Annotated in this window: 19 protein-coding genes; 10 read left to right on the top strand and 9 right to left on the bottom strand. The window is 71.0% G+C overall.

The window, feature by feature from the left end; all coding sequences use genetic code 11:
• Positions 1 to 18: 18 nt before the first annotated feature.
• From pgl to tkt, 5 genes are read right to left on the bottom strand one after another with little or no spacing between them, the layout of a single operon-like run.
• Positions 19 to 801, bottom strand: coding sequence for a 6-phosphogluconolactonase (pgl, locus tag ACWCRA_RS19600; RefSeq protein WP_351549047.1), 783 nt, complete (start codon positions 799 to 801; stop codon positions 19 to 21).
• A complete protein-coding gene (opcA, locus tag ACWCRA_RS19595; RefSeq protein WP_451068160.1) occupies positions 798 to 1,928 on the bottom strand; it encodes a glucose-6-phosphate dehydrogenase assembly protein OpcA in 1,131 nt (376 codons plus the stop codon). Before opcA ends, pgl begins: the two co-directional genes overlap by 4 nt.
• The gene (gene zwf, locus ACWCRA_RS19590; RefSeq protein ID WP_351549041.1) at positions 1,925 to 3,457 is read right to left on the bottom strand and encodes a glucose-6-phosphate dehydrogenase; all 1,533 of its coding nucleotides are present in this window, start codon (positions 3,455 to 3,457) and stop codon (positions 1,925 to 1,927) included. Before zwf ends, opcA begins: the two co-directional genes overlap by 4 nt.
• Before the next feature lie 5 nt (positions 3,458 to 3,462).
• On the bottom strand, positions 3,463 to 4,581 hold the full coding sequence (gene tal / locus ACWCRA_RS19585) for a transaldolase (protein ID WP_351549038.1): 1,119 nt from the start codon (positions 4,579 to 4,581) through the stop codon (positions 3,463 to 3,465).
• Between the two features lie 36 nt (positions 4,582 to 4,617).
• Complete coding sequence (gene tkt / locus ACWCRA_RS19580) at positions 4,618 to 6,705, bottom strand: transketolase (RefSeq protein ID WP_351549035.1); 2,088 nt, start codon at positions 6,703 to 6,705, stop codon at positions 4,618 to 4,620.
• A gap of 265 nt (positions 6,706 to 6,970) precedes the next feature.
• Between tkt and ACWCRA_RS19575 the strand changes: the two genes are divergently transcribed.
• Complete coding sequence (locus tag ACWCRA_RS19575) at positions 6,971 to 7,918, top strand: heme o synthase (RefSeq protein WP_351549032.1); 948 nt, start codon at positions 6,971 to 6,973, stop codon at positions 7,916 to 7,918.
• A gap of 86 nt (positions 7,919 to 8,004) precedes the next feature.
• A complete protein-coding gene (locus ACWCRA_RS19570) occupies positions 8,005 to 8,355 on the top strand; it encodes a hypothetical protein (RefSeq protein WP_351549030.1) in 351 nt (116 codons plus the stop codon).
• 141 nt (positions 8,356 to 8,496) lie between these two features.
• Here the strand turns inward: ACWCRA_RS19570 and ACWCRA_RS19565 are convergent, their stop codons facing one another.
• From ACWCRA_RS19565 to ACWCRA_RS19550, 4 genes are all read right to left on the bottom strand, one after another.
• A complete protein-coding gene (locus ACWCRA_RS19565; protein WP_351549027.1) occupies positions 8,497 to 9,489 on the bottom strand; it encodes a COX15/CtaA family protein in 993 nt (330 codons plus the stop codon).
• Positions 9,490 to 9,493: 4 nt separating this feature from the next.
• Positions 9,494 to 10,654, bottom strand: a complete 1,161-nt coding sequence (locus ACWCRA_RS19560) for a hypothetical protein (RefSeq protein ID WP_451068159.1) — start codon at positions 10,652 to 10,654, stop codon at positions 9,494 to 9,496.
• 118 nt (positions 10,655 to 10,772) lie between these two features.
• Positions 10,773 to 11,540, bottom strand: coding sequence for an ABC transporter permease (locus ACWCRA_RS19555; RefSeq protein WP_351549021.1), 768 nt, complete (start codon positions 11,538 to 11,540; stop codon positions 10,773 to 10,775).
• Positions 11,537 to 12,463, bottom strand: coding sequence for an ABC transporter ATP-binding protein (locus tag ACWCRA_RS19550; protein WP_351549018.1), 927 nt, complete (start codon positions 12,461 to 12,463; stop codon positions 11,537 to 11,539). The genes ACWCRA_RS19555 and ACWCRA_RS19550 overlap by 4 nt, the downstream gene beginning before the upstream one ends.
• 355 nt (positions 12,464 to 12,818) lie before the next feature.
• Here ACWCRA_RS19550 and ACWCRA_RS19545 point away from each other — a divergent pair, with 355 nt between their 5' ends.
• From ACWCRA_RS19545 to ACWCRA_RS19510, 8 genes are all read left to right on the top strand, one after another.
• A complete protein-coding gene (locus ACWCRA_RS19545) occupies positions 12,819 to 13,568 on the top strand; it encodes a helix-turn-helix transcriptional regulator (protein ID WP_351549016.1) in 750 nt (249 codons plus the stop codon).
• A complete protein-coding gene (sufB, locus tag ACWCRA_RS19540) occupies positions 13,565 to 14,986 on the top strand; it encodes a Fe-S cluster assembly protein SufB (protein ID WP_351549014.1) in 1,422 nt (473 codons plus the stop codon). Before ACWCRA_RS19545 ends, sufB begins: the two co-directional genes overlap by 4 nt.
• A gap of 96 nt (positions 14,987 to 15,082) precedes the next feature.
• Positions 15,083 to 16,264 carry a Fe-S cluster assembly protein SufD gene (sufD, locus tag ACWCRA_RS19535; RefSeq protein WP_351549012.1) on the top strand — a complete coding sequence of 394 codons (1,182 nt, stop codon included), beginning with the start codon at positions 15,083 to 15,085 and terminating at the stop codon, positions 16,262 to 16,264.
• Positions 16,264 to 16,581 carry a non-heme iron oxygenase ferredoxin subunit gene (locus tag ACWCRA_RS19530; protein ID WP_351549009.1) on the top strand — a complete coding sequence of 106 codons (318 nt, stop codon included), beginning with the start codon at positions 16,264 to 16,266 and terminating at the stop codon, positions 16,579 to 16,581. Before sufD ends, ACWCRA_RS19530 begins: the two co-directional genes overlap by 1 nt.
• A gap of 7 nt (positions 16,582 to 16,588) precedes the next feature.
• Entirely contained in the window at positions 16,589 to 17,353 is a 765-nt protein-coding gene (gene sufC / locus ACWCRA_RS19525; RefSeq protein ID WP_451068158.1) for a Fe-S cluster assembly ATPase SufC, read from the top strand.
• A complete protein-coding gene (locus ACWCRA_RS19520; RefSeq protein ID WP_351549003.1) occupies positions 17,350 to 18,627 on the top strand; it encodes a cysteine desulfurase in 1,278 nt (425 codons plus the stop codon). Before sufC ends, ACWCRA_RS19520 begins: the two co-directional genes overlap by 4 nt.
• A 12-nt stretch (positions 18,628 to 18,639) precedes the next feature.
• Positions 18,640 to 19,104: a Fe-S cluster assembly sulfur transfer protein SufU gene (sufU, locus tag ACWCRA_RS19515; RefSeq protein WP_351549000.1), complete on the top strand. Its 465-nt coding sequence runs from the start codon at positions 18,640 to 18,642 to the stop codon at positions 19,102 to 19,104.
• Positions 19,101 to 19,439 carry a metal-sulfur cluster assembly factor gene (locus ACWCRA_RS19510; RefSeq protein WP_351548997.1) on the top strand — a complete coding sequence of 113 codons (339 nt, stop codon included), beginning with the start codon at positions 19,101 to 19,103 and terminating at the stop codon, positions 19,437 to 19,439. The genes sufU and ACWCRA_RS19510 overlap by 4 nt, the downstream gene beginning before the upstream one ends.
• Positions 19,440 to 19,575 lie beyond the last annotated feature (136 nt).

Genomic DNA, 19,575 nt, shown 5'->3' with positions numbered 1-19,575 from the left:
CTCCGCTCCCACCGGGCGCTACGCCAGCGCCGGCGGGTAGAGATCGCGCGGCAGCTCGGAGGCCGCAGCGGCGTCCAGCAGCCACAGGGTGCGGCCGCGGCCACGTGCCCCGGCCGCCGGGGCCTGGACCTCTCCCGCGCCCGACAGCGCCATCGCCGCCGCCTTGGCCTTGTCCTCGCCGGCGGCCAGCAGCCACACCTCACGGGCCGACCGGATGGCCGGCAGCGTCAGCGAGATACGCGTCGGCGGAGGCTTGGGCGCGCCGTGCACACCCACCACCGTGCGCTCGGTCTCCCGTACCGCCGGAAGCTCCGGGAAGAGCGAGGCGACATGGGTGTCGGGGCCGACGCCCAGCATGAGCACATCGAAGGACGGCACCGCGCCGTGGTCCTCGGGACCCGCCGCCGCGGCCAGTTCGGTGGCGTACGCGGCGGCCGCGGCCTCCACATCACCGCCGTACGCGCCGTCCGACGCGGCCATCGGGTGCACCCGCGCCGGGTCCACCGGGACGCTGTCGAGCAGCGCCCGGTGGGCCTGGGTCGCGTTGCGCTCCGGGTCCCCCTCGGGGAGGAACCGCTCATCGCCCCACCACAGGTCGAGACGGCGCCAGTCGATCGCGTCCCGGGCCGGGGAGGCCCCGAGCGCGGCCAGCACGGCGCTGCCGTTGCGGCCACCCGTCAGGACCACCGACGCCGAGCCGCGCGCGGCCTGGGCGTCCACGATCCTGGTGATCAGCCGGGCCGCGGCGGCCTGCGCCATCAGCTCCTTGTCGCGGTGGACGACCAGCTGGGGAGCGCTCACTTGGCCGCCGCCTTCTTCGTGGCGGCCTTCTTCGCCGGAGCCGGAGCCGGAGCCGGAGCCGGATCGGTGGCGGCGGCCGGAGCGGCGGACCCGCCATCGGGCGAGCCCGCGTCCGATGAAGCGGCGGAGGAAGCGGCGGAGGAAGCGGTCTTCCGCCCCGCCGCGCCACCACGGCCGCCCGAGGGCGCCGTCGCCCGGCTCTCGTCACCCAGCCGGTCCACCCCGAAGCGCAGGGCCGACGCGTAGGTGTCGTCCGGGTCCAGCCGCCGCAGCTCCTCCGCGATCAGCTCGGCGGTGTCCCGCCGCTTCAGCGCCACCGCCCGGTCCGGCTGCCCGTGGATGGAGAGGTTCGCCAGCGAACCGTCCGCCCGGTCCAGCACGATCGGGCCGCAGCTCGTCTCCATCCGCACCGCCGTGAGCCCCGGGCCCGCCGACAGGGCCCGGATGACCGGGACCTTCAGCCGGTCCGCCAGCCACATGGCCAGCAGCTCCACGCTCGGGTTGAACTCCTCGCCCTCCACCTCCACCGAGGTGACCTCGCAGACCACCTGGTCGAGCGCGGCGGCCAGCATCGAACGCCAGGGAGTGATCCGGGTCCAGGAGAGATCCGTGTCGCCGGGGGTGTACGCCTCGGCGCGCGCGCTCAGCTCCTGGACCGGGTGCTCGGACGCGTAGGTGTCCGTGACCCGGCGCTGGGCCAGCGCGCCCAGCGGGTCCTTCGCCGGGTCGAGCGGGGCGCTCACCGGCCACCAGACGACGACCGGCGCGTCGGGCAGCAGCAGCGGCAGCACGACCGACTGGGCGTGCTCGCTGACCTCCCCGTACAGCCGCAGGATCACCGTCTCACCGGTGCCGGCCTCCGCGCCCACCCGCACCTCGGCGTCCAGGCGCGCCTGCGCCCGGGCGCGCGGGGTGCGCGAGACCCGCTTGATGACCACGAGGGTGCGCGAGGGGTGCTCGCGCGATGCCTCGTTGGCGGCCTTCAGCGCGTCGTAGGCGTTCTCCTCGTCGGTGACGATGACCAGGGTCAGCACCATGCCGACGGCCGGGGTGCCGATCGCCCTGCGCCCCTGCACCAGCGCCTTGTTGATCTTGCTGGATGTGGTGTCCGTCAGATCGATCTTCATGGCCGGCGCCAGCTCCGTCCGTCTCGTGCGAGCATTTCGTCCGCCTCGACCGGGCCCCACGTTCCCGACGCGTACTGGGCGGGCTTGCCGTTCTCGTCCCAGAACCGCTCGATCGGGTCGAGGATCTTCCACGACAGCTCGACCTCCTCCACCCTCGGGAAGAGGTTGGAGTCGCCGAGCAGCACATCGAGGATGAGCCGCTCGTACGCCTCGGGGCTGGACTCGGTGAAGGACTCGCCATAGGCGAAGTCCATCGACACGTCCCGCACCTCCATCGAGGTGCCCGGGACCTTGGAACCGAACCGCAGGGTCACGCCCTCGTCCGGCTGGACGCGGATGACCAGGGCGTTCTGGCCCAGCTCCTCGGTCGCGGTGTGGTCGAAGGGGGAGTGCGGAGCGCGCTGGAAGACCACCGCGATCTCGGTGACCCGACGGCCCAGCCGCTTGCCGGTGCGCAGATAGAACGGCACCCCCGCCCAGCGGCGGTTGTCGATCTCCAGCTTGACGGCCGCGTAGGTGTCGGTCGTCGACTCGGGGTCGATCCCGTCCTCCTGGAGGTAGCCGACGGCCTTCTCGCCGCCCTGCCACCCCGCCGCGTACTGCCCGCGCACGGTGTTCTCACCCAGGTCCTTCGGCAGCCGCACGGCACCGAGGACCTTGGTCTTCTCGGCCGCGAGCGCGTCCGCGTCGAAGGAGGCGGGCTCCTCCATCGCGGTCAGCGCCAGCAGCTGGAGCAGATGGTTCTGGATGACGTCACGGGCGGCGCCGATGCCGTCGTAGTACCCGGCACGGCCGCCGATACCGATGTCCTCGGCCATGGTGATCTGCACATGGTCGACATACGACCGGTTCCAGATCGGTTCGAAGAGGGTGTTGGCGAACCGGAGCGCCAGAATGTTCTGGACGGTCTCCTTGCCGAGGTAGTGGTCGATCCGGAAGACCTCGTTGGACGGGAAGACCTCGTGCACCACCTGGTTCAGCTCCATCGCGGAGACCAGATCGTGCCCGAACGGCTTCTCGATGACCGCCCGGCGCCAGGAGCCCTCCTTGGGGTCGGCCAGCCCGTGCTTCTTGAGCTGCTGGACGACCTTGGGGAAGAACTTCGGCGGCACCGAGAGGTAGAAGGCGAAGTTGCCGCCCGTGCCCTGCTCCTGATCCAGCTCGGCGATCGTCTTCTTCAGCGTCTCGAAGGCGTCATCGTCGTCGAAGTCGCCCTGGACGAAACGCATCCCCTGGTTGAGCTGCTGCCAGACCTCCTCGCGGAAGGGGGTCCTGGCGTGCGCCTTGACGGCGTCGTGGACCTCCTGGGCGAAGTCCTCGTCCTGCCACTCCCTGCGGGCGAAGCCGACCAGGGAGAAACCCGGCGGCAGCAGTCCGCGGTTGGCCAGGTCGTAGATGGCGGGCATCAGCTTCTTGCGGGACAGATCGCCCGTGACGCCGAAGATGACCAGGCCCGACGGCCCCGCGATGCGCGGGAGCCGTCGGTCTGCGGTGTCACGAAGCGGATTGGCCTCGCCGGTACCGGACACGGTGGTCAGCCCTCCGAGGGGGCGAGGCGCTTCAGCTCCGCCTCGGTCGACGTGAGGAGGTCGTTCCAGGCGGACTCGAACTTCTCGACGCCCTCGTCCTCCAGCAGCTGGACGACGTCGTCGTAGGAGATGCCGAGGGCCTCCACGGCCGCCAGCTCCGCCCGCGACTGCTCGTAGGTGCCGCGCACGGTGTCACCGGTGATCCGGCCGCGGTCGGCGGTGGCCTCCAGGGTCGCCTCGGGCATGGTGTTCACCGTGCCGGGAGCGACCAGGTCGTCCACGTACAGCGTGTCCTTGTACGCCTTGTCCTTGACCCCGGTCGAGGCCCAGAGCGGGCGCTGGCGGTTGGCCCGCGCCCGGTCCAGCACCTCCCAGCGGTCCGAGGAGAAGACCTCCTCGTACGCCTCGTAGGCGAGCCGGGCATTGGCGAGACCGGCCTTGCCGCGCGCGGCCCTGGCCTCGGCGGTGTCCAGCGCGTCGATGCGCTTGTCGATCTCCGCGTCCACCCGGGAGACGAAGAAGGAAGCCACCGAATGGATCTTCGAAAGGTCGAGTCCGCGCTCCTTGGCCTGCTCCAGGCCGGCCAGGTACGCGTCCATCACCTCGCGGTACCGCGCCAGCGAGAAGATCAGCGTCACATTGACGCTGATCCCGCGGCCGATGGTCTCGGTGATCGCCGGCAGGCCCGCCCGGGTGGCCGGGATCTTGATCAGCGTATTGGGGCGGTCCACCAGCCAGGCGAGCTGCTTGGCCTCGGCGACCGTCGCCAGGGTGTTGTGGGCCAGCCGGGGGTCGACCTCGATGGAGACCCGGCCGTCCTGGCCCCCGGTGGCGTCGAAGACCGGCCGCAGAATGTCGGCGGCGTCGCGGACGTCCGCCGTCGTGATCATGCGGATGGCTTCCTCGACGGTCACCCTGCGCGCGGCCAGCTCCGTGAGCTGCTGCTCGTAGCCGTCACCGCTGCTGATCGCCTTCTGGAAGATCGACGGGTTGGTGGTCACACCGACCACGTGCTGCTGGTCGATCAGCTCGGCGAGATTGCCGGAGGTGATCCGCTTGCGCGACAGGTCGTCGAGCCAGATCGCGACACCTTCGTCGGAAAGGCGCTTGAGTGCGTCTGTCATGAGAATGGCAACTCCTGCGTAGTACGTATATCGGCGTCAGCGCGCGGCGGCGGCGAGAGATTCCCGCGCGGCGGCCGCGACCGCCTCGGCGGTGAACCCGAACTCGCGGAACAGCACCTTGCCGTCCGCCGAGGCACCGAAGTGCTCCAGCGAGACGATGCGGCCCGCGTCGCCGACGAACCGGTGCCAGGTGAGCCCGATACCGGCCTCCACCGCCACCCGCGCCCGCACGGACGGCGGCAGCACCGCGTCCCGGTACTCCTGGTCCTGCTCCTCGAACCACTCCACCGACGGCATCGAGACCACCCGCGCCGGCACCCCGGCGGCCTGGAGCCGTTCCCGCGCCTCCACGGCCAGCTGCACCTCGGAACCGGTGCCGATGAGCACCACCTGGGGCTCACCGCCCTCGGCCTCGAACAGGACATAGCCGCCCCGGGCCGCGTCCTCGTTGCGCTCGTACGTCGGCACACCCTGGCGGGTCAGCGCCAGACCGTGCGGAGCACCCACGCCGAACTCCTTCGTGTACCGCTTCAGGATCTCGCGCCAGGCGATCGCCGTCTCGTTGGCATCCGCCGGACGGACGATGTTCAGGCCCGGGATGGCCCGCAGCGACGCCAGGTGCTCCACCGGCTGATGGGTCGGGCCGTCCTCGCCCAGACCGATCGAGTCGTGCGTCCAGACATAGGTCACCGGCAGGTGCATCAGCGCCGACAGCCGCACGGCGTTGCGCATGTAGTCGGAGAAGACGAGGAAGGTGCCGCCGTAGATACGGGTGTTGCCGTGCAGCGCGATGCCGTTGATCACAGCGGCCATCGAGTGCTCGCGGATGCCGTAGTGGACCGTGCGGCCGTACGGGTCGGCCTCGGGCAGCGGGTTGCCCTTCGGCAGGAACGACGACGTCTTGTCGATCGTCGTGTTGTTCGATCCCGCGAGGTCGGCGGAGCCGCCCCACAGCTCGGGCACGACCGCGCCCAGCGCCTGGAGGATCTTCCCCGAGGCGGCGCGGGTGGCGACACCCTTGCCGGTCTCGAACTCCGGCAGGTGCTCCTCCCAGCCCTCGGGCAGCTCGCCGGAGCGGATGCGGTCGAACTCGGCGGCGCGCTCGGGGTTGGCGGTGCGCCACGCGGCGAAGGTCTTCTCCCACTCGCCCCTGACCTCACGGCCCCGGTCCAGCGCGGCGCGGGTGTGCCCGATCACCGCGTCGGAGACCTCGAAGCTCTGCCCGGGGTCGAAGCCGAGGACGCGCTTGGTGGCCGCGACCTCCTCATCGCCGAGCGCCGAGCCGTGCGCGGCCTCGGTGTTCTGGGCGTGCGGGGCGGGCCACGCGATGATCGACCGGGCCGCGATGAAGGAGGGGCGCTCGGTCTCGGCCTGCGCGGCCCTCAGCGCCCGGTACAGACCCGCGGGGTCCAGGTCGCCGTTGGCCTGCTGCTCGACCCGCTGGACGTGCCAGCCGTACGCCTCGTACCGCTTGAGGGTGTCCTCGGAGACCGCGGTCTCGGTGTCGCCCTCGATCGAGATGTGGTTGTCGTCCCAGAGCAGGACCAGATTGCCCAGCTTCTGGTGCCCGGCCAGCGAGGAGGCCTCGGCGGAGATGCCCTCCTGGAGGCAGCCGTCACCGGCGATGGCCCAGATGGTGTGGTCGAACGGCGAGGTGCCGGGCGCCGCCTCCGGGTCGAACAGACCGCGCTCGTAGCGGGCGGCCATCGCCATGCCCACGGCGTTGGCGACGCCCTGGCCCAGCGGGCCGGTGGTCGTCTCGACGCCCACGGTGTGGCCGTACTCCGGGTGGCCCGGGGTCTTCGAGCCCCAGGTGCGGAACGCCTTCAGATCGTCCAGCTCCAGGCCGTACCCGGCCAGGTAGAGCTGGATGTAGAGGGTCAGCGACGAGTGGCCCGCGGAGAGGACGAACCGGTCACGGCCGGTCCAGTCCGCGTCGGCGGGGTCGTGCCGCATCAGCTTCTGGAAGAGAACGTACGCGGCGGGCGCGAGGCTCATGGCCGTACCGGGGTGGCCGTTGCCGACCTTCTGTACGGAATCCATGGCCAGGACGCGGGCGGTATCGACGGCCCGCTGGTCCAGATCGGTCCACTCAAGGTCTGTGGTGGTCGGCTTGGTGCTCACCCTGGGTCAGGGCTCCTCTCCACATGTCTCCATGTCATGCCCCGGTGACACGGAAGCACCGGGCCCTGCCGAGCCTACCCGCGACAGGCCCGGCGGCCGGTCCCCACGGTGGTGACCGGGGGCGGGGCCGGACCCCAACACGACCCCACCCCCGTGCGGGGCGACGCGGGAGCAGCCTCTAAAGTGACGTCGTACGCGCAAGTCTTCACCGGCCCCATGGATGTCCTGATGCGGCCCGGGAGCTTGCTGGGAGTCTCTGTCAGGGGTGTGCGTGACGGCCGTCGAATCCCGTCCAGCCGGGGTGCTTGGGGCGAGCCCGGTCAACCGGCCGTTCGGGGCCCGCGTCAAGGCGTTCGTGGCGCTGACCAAGCCGCGGATCATCGAGCTGCTGCTGATCACTACAGTGCCGGTGATGTTCCTCGCCGCGCAAGGGGTGCCCGATCTCGGACTGGTGCTGGTCACCTGCCTCGGCGGTTATCTCTCCGCCGGCGGTGCCAACGCCCTGAACATGTACATCGACCGCGACATCGACGCGCTGATGGACCGCACGTCCCAGCGCCCGCTGGTCACCGGCATGGTCTCGCCGCGCGAGGGGCTGGTCTTCGGCCTCGCCCTCGCGGTGATCTCCACGCTCTGGTTCGGCCTGCTGGTCAACTGGCTCTCCGCCTGGCTCTCGCTCGGCGCGCTCCTCTTCTACGTCGTCGTCTACACGATGATCCTCAAGCGGCGCACCTCGCAGAACATCGTCTGGGGCGGGATCGCGGGCTGCATGCCGGTGCTCATCGGCTGGTCCGCCGTCACCAACTCCATGTCGTGGGCCGCGGTCATCCTCTTCCTGGTCATCTTCTTCTGGACGCCGCCGCACTACTGGCCGCTGTCGATGAAGGTCAGGGAGGACTACGCCCGGGTGGGCGTGCCGATGCTCCCGGTGGTCGCCTCCAACAGGGTGGTGGCCCGCCAGATCGTCCTCTACAGCTGGGTGATGGTCGCCGTCTCCCTGCTGCTCACCCCGCTGGGGTACACCGGCTGGTTCTACACCGCCGTGGCCCTGGCCACCGGTGGCTGGTGGCTCTGGGAGGCGCACGCCCTCCAGGCCCGCGCCAAGGCCGGGGCGACGGGCGCCAAGCTCAAGGAGATGCGGCTGTTCCACTGGTCGATCACCTATGTGTCGCTGCTCTTCGTGGCGGTGGCGGTCGACCCCTTCGTGGGCTGACCCTCCCCCTCCGGGGCCCGGGCCGTGGCCCACGCCACGCCCCGGCGCCATGGTCCCCGCCCGGTACCCGCCAGTAGCATCCGGGCATGTCCCACACCACCAAGCACGCCGAGCGCAAGGCCGCCAAGCTCTCCCGGGAGATGGCGGCCTTCTCCCGTTCCCACGGCGGAGCCGAGGCGCAACTCGCCCATCTCGGCCAGGCCGGTACCCGGATCGTCCTCGTCGGCGAGGACGGCGCCTGGGGCGACCTGGTCGCCCCGGACCACGCCATCGCCACCGCCGCCGTCGAGAAGGCCGGCCTCACCGTCCACGAGTCCTTCGACGGCGCCCTCGCGGCCAAGGTCCGCACAGGGCCGTACGAGTGGACCCGGATGGCCGGCATCCAGCTCGGCGGCCCCGCCAACCCCTCCCGCCCGGCCGGGCCCTCCCACGGCTGAGCCGCCCGGGGAACGGCGCGTCGGCGGTACGGAGCCACCGGTGACCGGGGCCGTACCGCCGACGGGCGGGACGCGGGGGGCTCGTCGTCCCTCCCGGATCTCGCCGGGCTCGCGAGCCCGGCGAGATCCCAGAGGGACTCCCTAGGCGACGTTGGAGAGCGCGGGGCCGGCCGGGGCCGGTACCGGGACCCGGGCGTGCGGGCGCTCCCGCAGGCTCAGCGCGAGCCGCAGCACCGCGATCCACATCAGGGCCGAGCCGAACATGTGCACGCCGACCAGGATCTCGGGGACCCCGGTGAAGTACTGGAGATAGCCGATCGCGCCCTGCGCCAGCAGCACGATCAGCAGCTCACGGGCGCGCGCCCGGATGTCGTTCGGAGCGTCCACCACCCGCAGCACCAGCCACATGGCGACCGCCAGCGCACAGACCAGCCAGGCCGACGCGGCGTGCAGATGGGCCGCGTTCGACCAGTCCCACGGCATCCGGGGCACATCGCTGCTGTCGCCCGCGTGCTTGCCCGAACCGGTCACCCCGGTGCCCAGGGTGATGAGCGCCCCGGAGGTGATGACGATCGCCCAGGAGAGCTTGCGGACCGGGCGCGGGACGCGCGGGCGCGGCGGCTCGTCGCCCTCGCCGGTGCGGTGCCAGGTGAGCACGGCGACCGTCAGCAGGGCGTTGGCGAGGAGGAAGTGACCCGCCACGGTCCAGGGGTTGAGACCCGCCCAGACGGTGATCCCGCCGAGGACGGCGTTGCCGAGCACGATCCAGAACTGGAGCCACCCCATCCGGAGCAGCCCGCGCCGGAGCGGCTTGGTGGAGCGCAGCGAGACGATGGCCCAGCCGACCGCCGCCGACAGCACATAGGTCAGCAGCCGGTTGCCGAACTCGATCGCGCCGTGCAGCCCCTGCTCGGGGGTGGCGAAGAGACTGTCGTCCGTGCACTTGGGCCAGGTGTCGCAGCCGAGACCTGAACCGGTGAGCCGGACGGCGCCGCCGGTGACGATGATCAGCACCGTCATGGCGACGGCCGAGAACGCGGCGCGCCGGACCGTCCGGGGTTCGGGCGTCCAGCGCCGGGCGATGAGAGCGAGGGGGGTCAGCACGGGAACAATCGTAGGACGGCCCTTGTGCATGTTTTCACGAGGGGTCGCCCGGGCGCGTCCCCCCGCCCGCCGGGACCCGCGGATACGCGCACCGGAAGCGGGCCCCCGCGAGCTGGTCCTCCTCCTCCCACCACACCGCGAGCCGCCACCGCGCCGGGGCCGGCGGCCTCCCCGGCGCGTGCAGGAACGCGTCGGTCAGCTCGGCCGCGACCGCCGCCGCGCTCCGGTCGGTGACCGCGTCCGTCCCCCGCCAGGGGTACGCCAGCGGGGTCCAGGGCGCCCCATCGGCCTCCCGGACGTCGAACCGCCACACCGCCCGCCAGGAGCGGGCCCGCAGCAGCCGCCGCACCTCCGCGCCCTCCAGCGCCAGACCCGCGGCGATGGCGTCCGGCTCCGCCCCCTCGATCCTGGCGGCCACCACCGCCAGCGGAAGCAGCCGCTCCGGGAGCAGCCCGCCGGAGCGCAGCCGGGTCAGCCCGCCCCGGAAGGGGCAGCGCCGCAGCCGGCGCTCGATCTGCTCCCCCAGGTGCTCCAGCGCCGTGGCGTACCGGGACTCCGGCTCCGCCCCGTCCCGGACGGCCAGCTCCCGGAACCGGCGCTCCGCGCGGACGGCCCAGGCGGCGGCCTCCACCGGGTCGCCCAGCTCCTCCAGCCGGTCGCCGAGAAAGGCCTCGGACTGCGCGAGCCCCTCCCCGTTGCGCGGGTCCGCCGGGTCCAGGCCGCGCCAGACCTCCATGGCCCGCCGGGTGGTGGTCAGCGCCGCGAGCCCGTCCGCGCGGGCGCCGGCCGGCGGGCGGTCGCCCGTGGGCTGGAAGGCGTACCGGGGCAGCCCCAGCTCGTCGCTGAGCGGCTCGGCGAGATAGACGGCCTGGCCGAGCAGGGCCCTGGCGTACCAGCGGGCGTGCTCCGGATCGTGCCGGGCGGGCTCGGCGCAGCGGCGCACGGCCTCGTGCGCGGCGGTGAGGGCGTCGGCGCGCCGCCCCGCGTCGAAGTGGTGCCGGGCGAGATCGGCCCAGCGCAGGCTCAGCCGGGCGGCGAGCGGCGGATCGGCGTCGGCGAGCGGGGTGAGGGCGGCTATCAGCTCCCGCAGCAGCCGTTCCCGCTCCCCGGGCGGGACACCGGCCCTGCCGGATCTGATCCTGGCCCACTCCGCGTCCAGTCGCAGTGCCGCCGTCCGCTCCATCGTGGCCTCCACGCGCCGCTCACGCCGACCGGGCCACCCGAACCGCCGATCTTGCGCAGGCTCATAGTGGCGTGTGGCGGGGGCCGGCGGAAGACGGACGGCGCGAGTCCCCGCGCGGCGCGGGGCGCTGCTACTCCCAGCGGAAGAAGCGGCCCGCCGCGCCGAGACCGGCCACCGCCCACACGGCGAGGATGCCCAGCTGCTCCCACGGCAGCGCGGCGCCGTCCCGCAGCACATCGCGCAGCCCCTCGGAGAGCGCGGAGATCGGCAGCAGCGCGAGCACCGACTGCGCGCCCTCGGGGAACTTCTCCAGCGGCACGATCACCCCGCCGCCCACCAGCAGCAGCAGAAAGACCAGATTCGCGGCGGCGAGCGTCGCCTCGGCCCGCAGGGTGCCGGCCATCAGCAGCCCCAGTCCGCTGAAGGCGGCGGTGCCGAGCACCAGGAGCAGCAGAACGGAGAGCGGGCCGCCCTCCGGGGACCAGCCGAGAGCGAGGGCGATCACCGTCAGCAGCGCGATCTGGAGCACCTCGGTGACCAGCACGGAGAGCGTCTTGGCGCACATCAGGGCCCAGCGGGGGAGCGGGGAGGCGCCGAGCCGCTTCAGGACTCCGTACCGCCGTTCGAAGCCGGTGGCGATGGCCTGGCCGGTGAAGGCGGTGGACATCACGGCGAGGGCGAGCACCCCGGGCGCCAGGAAGTCCACCGGGTCGCCGGCCCCGGTGTCAATGACGTCGACGGTGGAGAAGAGCACGAGCAGCAGGGACGGGATGACGACGGTGAGCAGCAGCTGCTCGCCGTTGCGCAGCAGCATCCTCGTCTCGAAGGCGGTCTGCGCCGCGATCATGCGGCCCAGCGGAGCCGCACCCGGCTTCGGGGTGTGCGTACCGGCGCTCATGGGCGCAGCTCCTTGCCCGTCAGTTCGAGGAAGACGTCCTCCAGCGTGTGCCGCTCGACCGAGATGCCGTCGGGCATGACCCCGTGCTGCGCGCACCACGAGGTGACCGTCGCCAGCAGCAGCGGGTCGACCTGTCCGGCTATCCGGTACGTCCCCGGGACCGGTTCGGCGGCCTGGGTGCCGTCGGGCAGCGCCTTGAGCAGGGAGCCGACGTCCAGTCCGGGCCGGCCGGTGAAGCGCAGGGTGTTCTCGGCGCCGCCCCGGCAGAGCTGCTCCGGGGTGCCCCGGGCGATGACCCGGCCCGCGTCGAGGATCGCGACCTCGTCCGCCAGCTCCTCGGCCTCGTCCATGAAGTGGGTGGTCAGCACGGCGGTGACGCCGTCGGCGCGCAGCTCGCGCACCAGCTCCCAGGTGGCGCGGCGGGCCTGGGGGTCGAGCCCGGCCGTCGGCTCGTCCAGGAAGACCAGCTCGGGCCGGCCGACGACGGCGAGCGCCAGCGCGAGCCGCTGCTGCTGGCCGCCGGAGAGCCGGCGGTAGGCGGTGCGCCCGCAGCCGCCGAGGCCGAGCCGCTCGATCAGGGCGTCCACGTCCAGCGGGTGGGCGTGCAGCCTCGCCATGTGGCGGAGCATCTCGCCGGCCCGCGCGCCGGAGTAGACGCCACCCGACTGGAGCATCACCCCGACGCGGGTCCGCAGCCGGGCCGCGTCGGCGACGGGGTCGAGGCCGAGGACCCGCACGGTGCCCCCGTCGGGGCGGCGGTAGCCCTCGCAGATCTCGACGGTGGTGGTCTTGCCGGCGCCGTTGGGGCCGAGGACGGCGGTGACCTGGCCGGGGGCGACATCGAGATCGAGGCCGTCCACAGCGGTTCTCGTTCCGTACCGCTTGACCAGGCCCCTGATCCGGACGGCGGGCTCGCTAAGCATGCCCGCGAGTCTAGGCGGGCGCCCGGGGGGCTCGGTGCGAGGGGGCCGGGGGGTCCGTGCGCGGGGGCGCGGGTCCCCGCGCACGTGCCGCGCGCGCTCTGCGCCGTACGGGGCACCTGTCCGGCGTGGTGCGCATGGCACGGACGTGGCATGTATCTGCCAGTGAAGCGCCGGTCCCGCAGGGGGCGGACGGAGGTCGCACAGCCCCCTGATCGGGGGTAAAATCGCTGGTCAGACCAAGTGTGAACCCCCCTCCGGAAGCCCTTTCCTTAGGTAACCCTAAGTGACGAAGCGCACCGCGCCCCGGGGTGGACGGCGGTTGTCACCCTCCCGTGAATTACGCAACAATGGTGTTGTGAAAAACGTTGGCGAGCCCCCTCAGGAGGAACTCGCGACCGGGACACGCGCCGATCATCCGACGCGCAACCGGGTCGCGCGCTCCGTCCTGGACCACGGCCCGTCCACGGTGGCCGATCTGGCCGCCCGTCTCGGGCTCACCCAGGCGGCCGTCCGCCGGCACCTGGACACCCTGGTCGCCGAGAACGTCGTCGAGGCCCGTGAGCAGCGGGTCTACGGCGCCCGCACCCGGGGCAGGCCCGCCAAGGTCTTCGCCCTGACCGCCTGCGGCCGGGACGCCTTCGACCAGTCGTACGACTCCCTGGCCGTCGACGCCCTGCGCTGGATCGAGCAGGCCGCCGGCGGCGGCACGGCGGGCGGGAAGGCGGTCGCCGCCTTCGCGCGCCACCGCGCCGAGACCCAGGCCGGGCCCTATCGCGAGGCCGTCGAGGCGGCGCCCCCCGAGGAGCGCACCGAAGCGCTGGCGAAGGCCCTCAGCGCCGACGGGTACGCTGCTACGGCGCGCAGCGCCCCCACCCCGCAGCAGGGCGAGCAGCTCTGCCAGCACCACTGCCCGGTCGCCCATGTCGCCGAGCAGTACCCGCAGCTGTGCGAGGCGGAGACCGAGATCTTCTCCCGTCTGCTCGGGACCCATGTGCAGCGTCTCGCCACCATCGCCCACGGCGACGGAGTGTGCACGACGTTCATTCCGCGCAGCACCACCACACCATCAGCATCTGGAAGCACGGCCGGGAGGAACCCCGCATGACTCTCCCCACGGAGACTGCCCACCCCGAACTCGAAGGGCTGGGCACGTACGAATTCGGCTGGGCCGACTCCGACGCGGCAGGTGCCGCGGCCAAGCGCGGACTCTCCGAGGATGTCGTCCGCGACATCTCGGGGAAGAAGAACGAGCCGGAGTGGATGCTGAAGCTGCGCCTCAAGGGCCTGCGGCTGTTCGACAAGAAGCCCATGCCGAGCTGGGGCTCGGATCTGTCGGGCATCGACTTCGACAACATCAAGTACTTCGTCCGCTCCACGGAGAAGCAGGCGGCCTCCTGGGAGGACCTGCCCGAGGACATCAAGAACACCTACGACAAGCTCGGCATCCCCGAGGCGGAGAAGCAGCGCCTCGTCGCCGGTGTCGCCGCGCAGTACGAGTCGGAGGTCGTCTACCACCAGATCCGTGAGGACCTGGAGGAGCAGGGCGTCATCTTCCTCGACACCGACACCGCGCTGAAGGAGCACCCCGAGCTCTTCCAGGAGTACTTCGGCACCGTCATCCCGGTGGGTGACAACAAGTTCGCCTCGCTGAACACGGCGGTCTGGTCCGGCGGCTCGTTCATCTACGTGCCCAAGGGCGTCCATGTGGACATCCCGCTCCAGGCCTACTTCCGGATCAACACCGAGAACATGGGCCAGTTCGAGCGGACGCTGATCATCGTCGACGAGGACGCCTACGTCCACTACGTCGAGGGCTGCACCGCCCCGATCTACTCCTCCGACTCGCTGCACAGCGCCGTGGTGGAGATCATCGTCAAGAAGGGCGGCCGCTGCCGCTACACGACGATCCAGAACTGGTCGAACAACGTCTACAACCTGGTGACCAAGCGCGCCGTCGCCTACGAGGGCGCGACCATGGAGTGGGTCGACGGCAACATCGGCTCCAAGGTCACCATGAAGTACCCGGCCGTCTACCTGATGGGCGAGCACGCCCGCGGCGAGACGCTGTCCATCGCCTTCGCGGGCGAGGGCCAGCACCAGGACGCCGGCGCCAAGATGGTCCACATGGCCCCCAACACCTCCTCGAACATCGTCTCCAAGTCGGTGGCGCGAGGCGGCGGCCGGACCTCCTACCGCGGTCTGATCGAGATCGGCGAGGGCGCGCCGGGCGCGAAGTCCAATGTGCTCTGTGACGCGCTGCTGGTCGACACCATCTCGCGCTCCGACACCTACCCCTATGTGGACGTCCGCGAGGACGATGTCTCCATGGGCCACGAGGCCACCGTCTCCAAGGTCTCCGAGGACCAGCTCTTCTATCTGATGAGCCGCGGCATGACCGAGTTCGAGGCGATGGCGATGATCGTCCGCGGCTTCGTCGAGCCGATCGCCAAGGAACTGCCGATGGAGTACGCGCTGGAGCTGAACCGGCTGATCGAGCTCCAGATGGAGGGTTCGGTCGGCTGACCCCGGCGACCTCCGCGGGACGGGCGGCGCCGCCGCCCGCCCCGCCAGCGACAGATTTCTTGACCCAGAAGGCAGAGAGAGAGCACGACGACAGCCATGGCTGAGGCTCAGAACATTCCGGCGGGCTCCACCACCGCCGGCGCGATCGCGGTGGCCGCCGAGTCGACCGTCGCCACCCGTATGAGTGCGCCCCCGTCCTTCGACGTGGCGGACTTCCCGGTTCCGCACGGCCGTGAGGAGGAGTGGCGCTTCACCCCGCTGGAGCGCCTCGCCGGCCTCCACGACGGCACCGCCGTCGCCACCGGCGACGGCGTCAAGGTCGTCATCGACGCGCCCGACGGCGTCGTCGTCGAGACCGTCGGCCGGGACGACGCCCGCCTCGGCCGGGCCGGCACCCCCGTGGACCGGGTCGCCGCACAGGCGTACACCTCCTTCGAGCAGGCGTCGGTCGTCACCGTTCCCAAGGAGACCGTGCTCACCGAGCCGATCCGGATCGCGGTGCACGGCCAGGGCGGTGTCGCCTACGGCCACCAGGTCATCGAGCTGGCCCCCTTCGCCGAGGCGGTCGTGGTCATCGACCACACCGGCGACGCGGTCCTCGCCGCCAATGTGGACTACCTCATCGGCGACGGCGCCAAGCTCACCGTGGTCTCGGTCCAGGACTGGGACGACAAGGCCGTCCACGTCGGGCAGTACAACGCCCTCGTCGGCCGGGACGCCTCCTTCAAGTCCGTCATCGTCACCTTCGGCGGCGATCTCGTACGGCTCCAGCCGAGGGTCGCCTACGCGGCCACCGGCGGCGAGGCGGAGCTGTTCGGGCTCTACTTCACCGACCGGGGCCAGCACCAGGAGCACCGCCTCCTGGTCGACCACAACAACCCGCACAACACGTCGAACGCCGTCTACAAGGGCGCTCTCCAGGGCGAGAACGCCCACGCGGTCTGGATCGGCGATGTGCTGATCCGGGTCAACGCCGAGGGCACCGACACCTACGAGATGAACCGCAACCTCGTCCTCACCGACGGCGCGCGGGTCGACTCGGTACCCAATCTGGAGATCGAGACCGGTGAGATCGTCGGCGCCGGCCACGCCTCCGCCACCGGTCGCTTCGACGACGAGCAGCTCTTCTATCTGATGGCCCGCGGCATCCCGGAGCAGGACGCCCGCCGTCTGGTCGTCCGCGGATTCTTCGCCGAGCTGGTCCAGCAGATCGGTCTGCCGGACGTCGAGGAGCGCCTGATCACCAAGATCGAGGAAGAGCTGGAGGCGTCGGTCTGATGAGCTTCGTCCGAGCCTGTGGGCTGAGCGAGCTGGACGAGGACACCCCGCTGCGGGTGGAACTCGGCGGCACCCCCGTCTCGGTCGTCCGCACCGAGGGCGAAGTCTTCGCGATCCACGACATCTGCTCGCACGCGAATGTCTCGCTCTCGGAGGGCGAGGTGGAGGACTGCCAGATCGAGTGCTGGCTGCACGGCTCCGCGTTCGACCTCCGTACCGGCAAGCCGTCCGGGCTGCCCGCGACGCGCCCCGTCCCCGTATACCCCGTAAAGATCGAAGGGGACGATGTGCTCGTCTCCGTCACCCAGGAGTCCTGAGTCACCCATGGCAACGCTTGAAATCCACGACCTGCACGTCTCCGTCGAAGCCGACAACGGCTCCCGGGAGATCCTCAAGGGCGTCGACCTGACCGTGAAGCAGGGCGAGACCCACGCCATCATGGGCCCCAACGGCTCCGGCAAGTCCACCCTCGCGTACTCGCTGGCCGGCCACCCCAAGTACACGATCACCGGCGGCCAGGTCACCCTGGACGGCGAGGACGTCCTGGAGATGAGCGTGGACGAGCGGGCCCGCGCCGGGCTCTTCCTCGCCATGCAGTACCCGGTCGAGGTCCCGGGCGTCTCGGTCTCCAACTTCCTGCGCACCTCCGCCACCGCGATCCGCGGCGAGGCCCCCAAGCTGCGCACCTGGGTGAAGGAGGTCCGCGAGGCCATGGAGCGCCTCAACATGGACCCGGCCTTCGCCGAGCGCAATGTGAACGAGGGCTTCTCCGGCGGTGAGAAGAAGCGCCACGAGATCCTTCAGCTGGAGCTGCTCAAGCCGAAGATCGCGATCCTGGACGAGACCGACTCCGGCCTCGACGTCGACGCCCTGCGCGTCGTCTCCGAGGGCGTCAACCGCGTCCGCGAGTCCGGTGAGGTCGGCACCCTGCTGATCACGCACTACACCCGCATTCTCCGGTACATCAAGCCCGACCACGTCCATGTCTTCGCGGCCGGGCGGATCGCCGAGTCCGGTGGCCCCGAGCTGGCGGACAAGCTGGAGGCGGAGGGCTACGAGGCTTACGTGAAGGGTGGCGCATCCCAGTGACCGACCCCCGTCAGGGGCTCCCCGGCCTCCCCGGCCTCCTCGACACAGAGGCGATCCGCAAGGACTTCCCGATCCTCGACCGGGTGATCCACGGTGACAAGAAGCTCGTCTATCTGGACAGCGCGGCCAGCTCGCAGAAGCCGCGTCAGGTGATCGACGCGCTCAGCAATTACTACGAGCAGCACCACGCCAATGTCCACCGCGGAGTGCATGTCCTCGCCGAGGAGGCCACCGCGCTGTACGAGGGCGCCCGCACCAAGGTGGCGTCCTTCATCAACGCGCCCAGCCGCGACGAGGTGATCTTCACCAAGAACGCCTCGGAGTCGCTGAACCTGGTCGCCAACATGCTCGGCTGGGCCGATGAGCCCTACCGCGTGGACCGCGACACCGAGATCGTCATCACCGAGATGGAGCACCACTCCAACATCGTTCCGTGGCAGCTGCTCGCGCAGCGCACCGGCGCGAAGCTGAAGTGGTTCGGTCTCACCGACGACGGCCGGCTCGATCTGTCCAACATCGAGGAGGTCATCACCGAGAAGACGAAGATCGTCTCCTTTGTGCTGGTCTCCAACATCCTGGGCACGGTCAACCCGGTCGAGGCGATCGTGCGCCGCGCCCAGCAGGTCGGCGCGCTGGTGCTGATCGACGCCTCCCAGGCGGCCCCGCACGCCCCGCTGGACGTGCAGGCGCTCCAGGCGGACTTCGTGGCCTTCACCGGCCACAAGATGTGCGGTCCGACCGGTATCGGGGTGCTCTGGGGCCGGCAGGAGCTGCTGGAGGACCTGCCGCCGTTCCTCGGCGGCGGCGAGATGATCGAGACCGTGTCGATGCACTCGTCCACCTACGCGCCCGCGCCGCACAAGTTCGAGGCCGGTACGCCGCCGGTCGCCCAGGCCGTGGGCCTCGGCGCGGCGGTGGACTATCTCAACGCCATCGGCATGGAGAAGATCGCGGCGCATGAGCACGCGATCACCGAGTACGCGGTCCGGCGCCTCCTGGAGGTCCCGGATCTGCGGATCATCGGCCCGGTTTCGGCCGAGGACCGCGGCGCCGCGATCTCCTTCACGCTCGGTGACATCCACCCCCACGACGTGGGCCAGGTCCTGGACGAGCAGGGCATCGCGGTCCGGGTCGGCCACCACTGCGCGCGGCCGGTCTGTCTGCGGTACGGAATTCCTGCGACCACGCGGGCGTCGTTCTATCTGTACTCCACGCCCGGTGAGGTCGACGCGCTGGTCGACGGGCTGGAGCACGTCCGTAACTTCTTCGGGTAGAGCGGAGCCCTTGTGAAGCTTGATTCGATGTACCAGGACGTCATCCTCGACCACTACAAGCACCCCCACGGGCGCGGTCTGCGGGACGGTGACGCCGAGGTGCACCACGTCAATCCGACGTGCGGCGACGAGATCACCCTGCGCGTGAAGTACGACGGCTCGCGCGTCGAGGACGTGTCGTACGACGGCCAGGGCTGCTCCATCAGCCAGGCCAGTGCGTCGGTCCTCAACGAGCTGCTGGTCGGCAAGGAACTGGCCGAGGCGCAGAAGATCCAGGCGACCTTCCTGGAGCTGATGCAGTCGCGCGGCCAGCTCGAACCGGACGAGGCGATGGAGGAGGTGCTGGAGGACGCGGTCGCGTTCGCCGGTGTCTCCAAGTACCCGGCCCGGGTGAAGTGCGCGCTGCTCAGCTGGATGGCGTGGAAGGACGCGACCGCCCAGGCTCTGGGTGAAAGCCCTGAGAGGAAGACGGCATGACGGAGAACACAGGAGCGGCCCTGAAGCCGGCCTCGGAGGAAGAGGTCCGCGAGGCGCTGTACGACGTGGTCGACCCCGAGCTGGGGATCGACGTGGTCAACCTCGGGCTGATCTACGGTATCCACATCGACGACGCGAACATCGCGACGCTGGACATGACGCTGACGTCGGCGGCGTGTCCGCTGACGGATGTGATCGAGGACCAGGCGAAGTCGGCGACGGACGGGATTGTCAGCGAGCTGAAGATCAACTGGGTCTGGATGCCGCCGTGGGGGCCCGACAAGATCACGGATGATGGGCGCGAGCAGTTGAGGGCGCTCGGGTTCAACGTCTGAGAGGTCTTGAGGACGCACGGGACACGGCCGCGCCCACCGGTACCACCGGCCGGTACCGAGGCGATCCGGGCCAGGCTCAGCGAGATCGACGAGAAGCTGTCGGGTGTCACTGGCCTGCCCCCGATCGACCCTGTGT

The organism is Streptomyces sp. NPDC001889 (genome assembly GCF_053594535.1).
The sequence above is the reverse complement of the archived record's forward strand: the minus strand, read 5'-3'. Positions and strand labels throughout refer to the sequence as shown.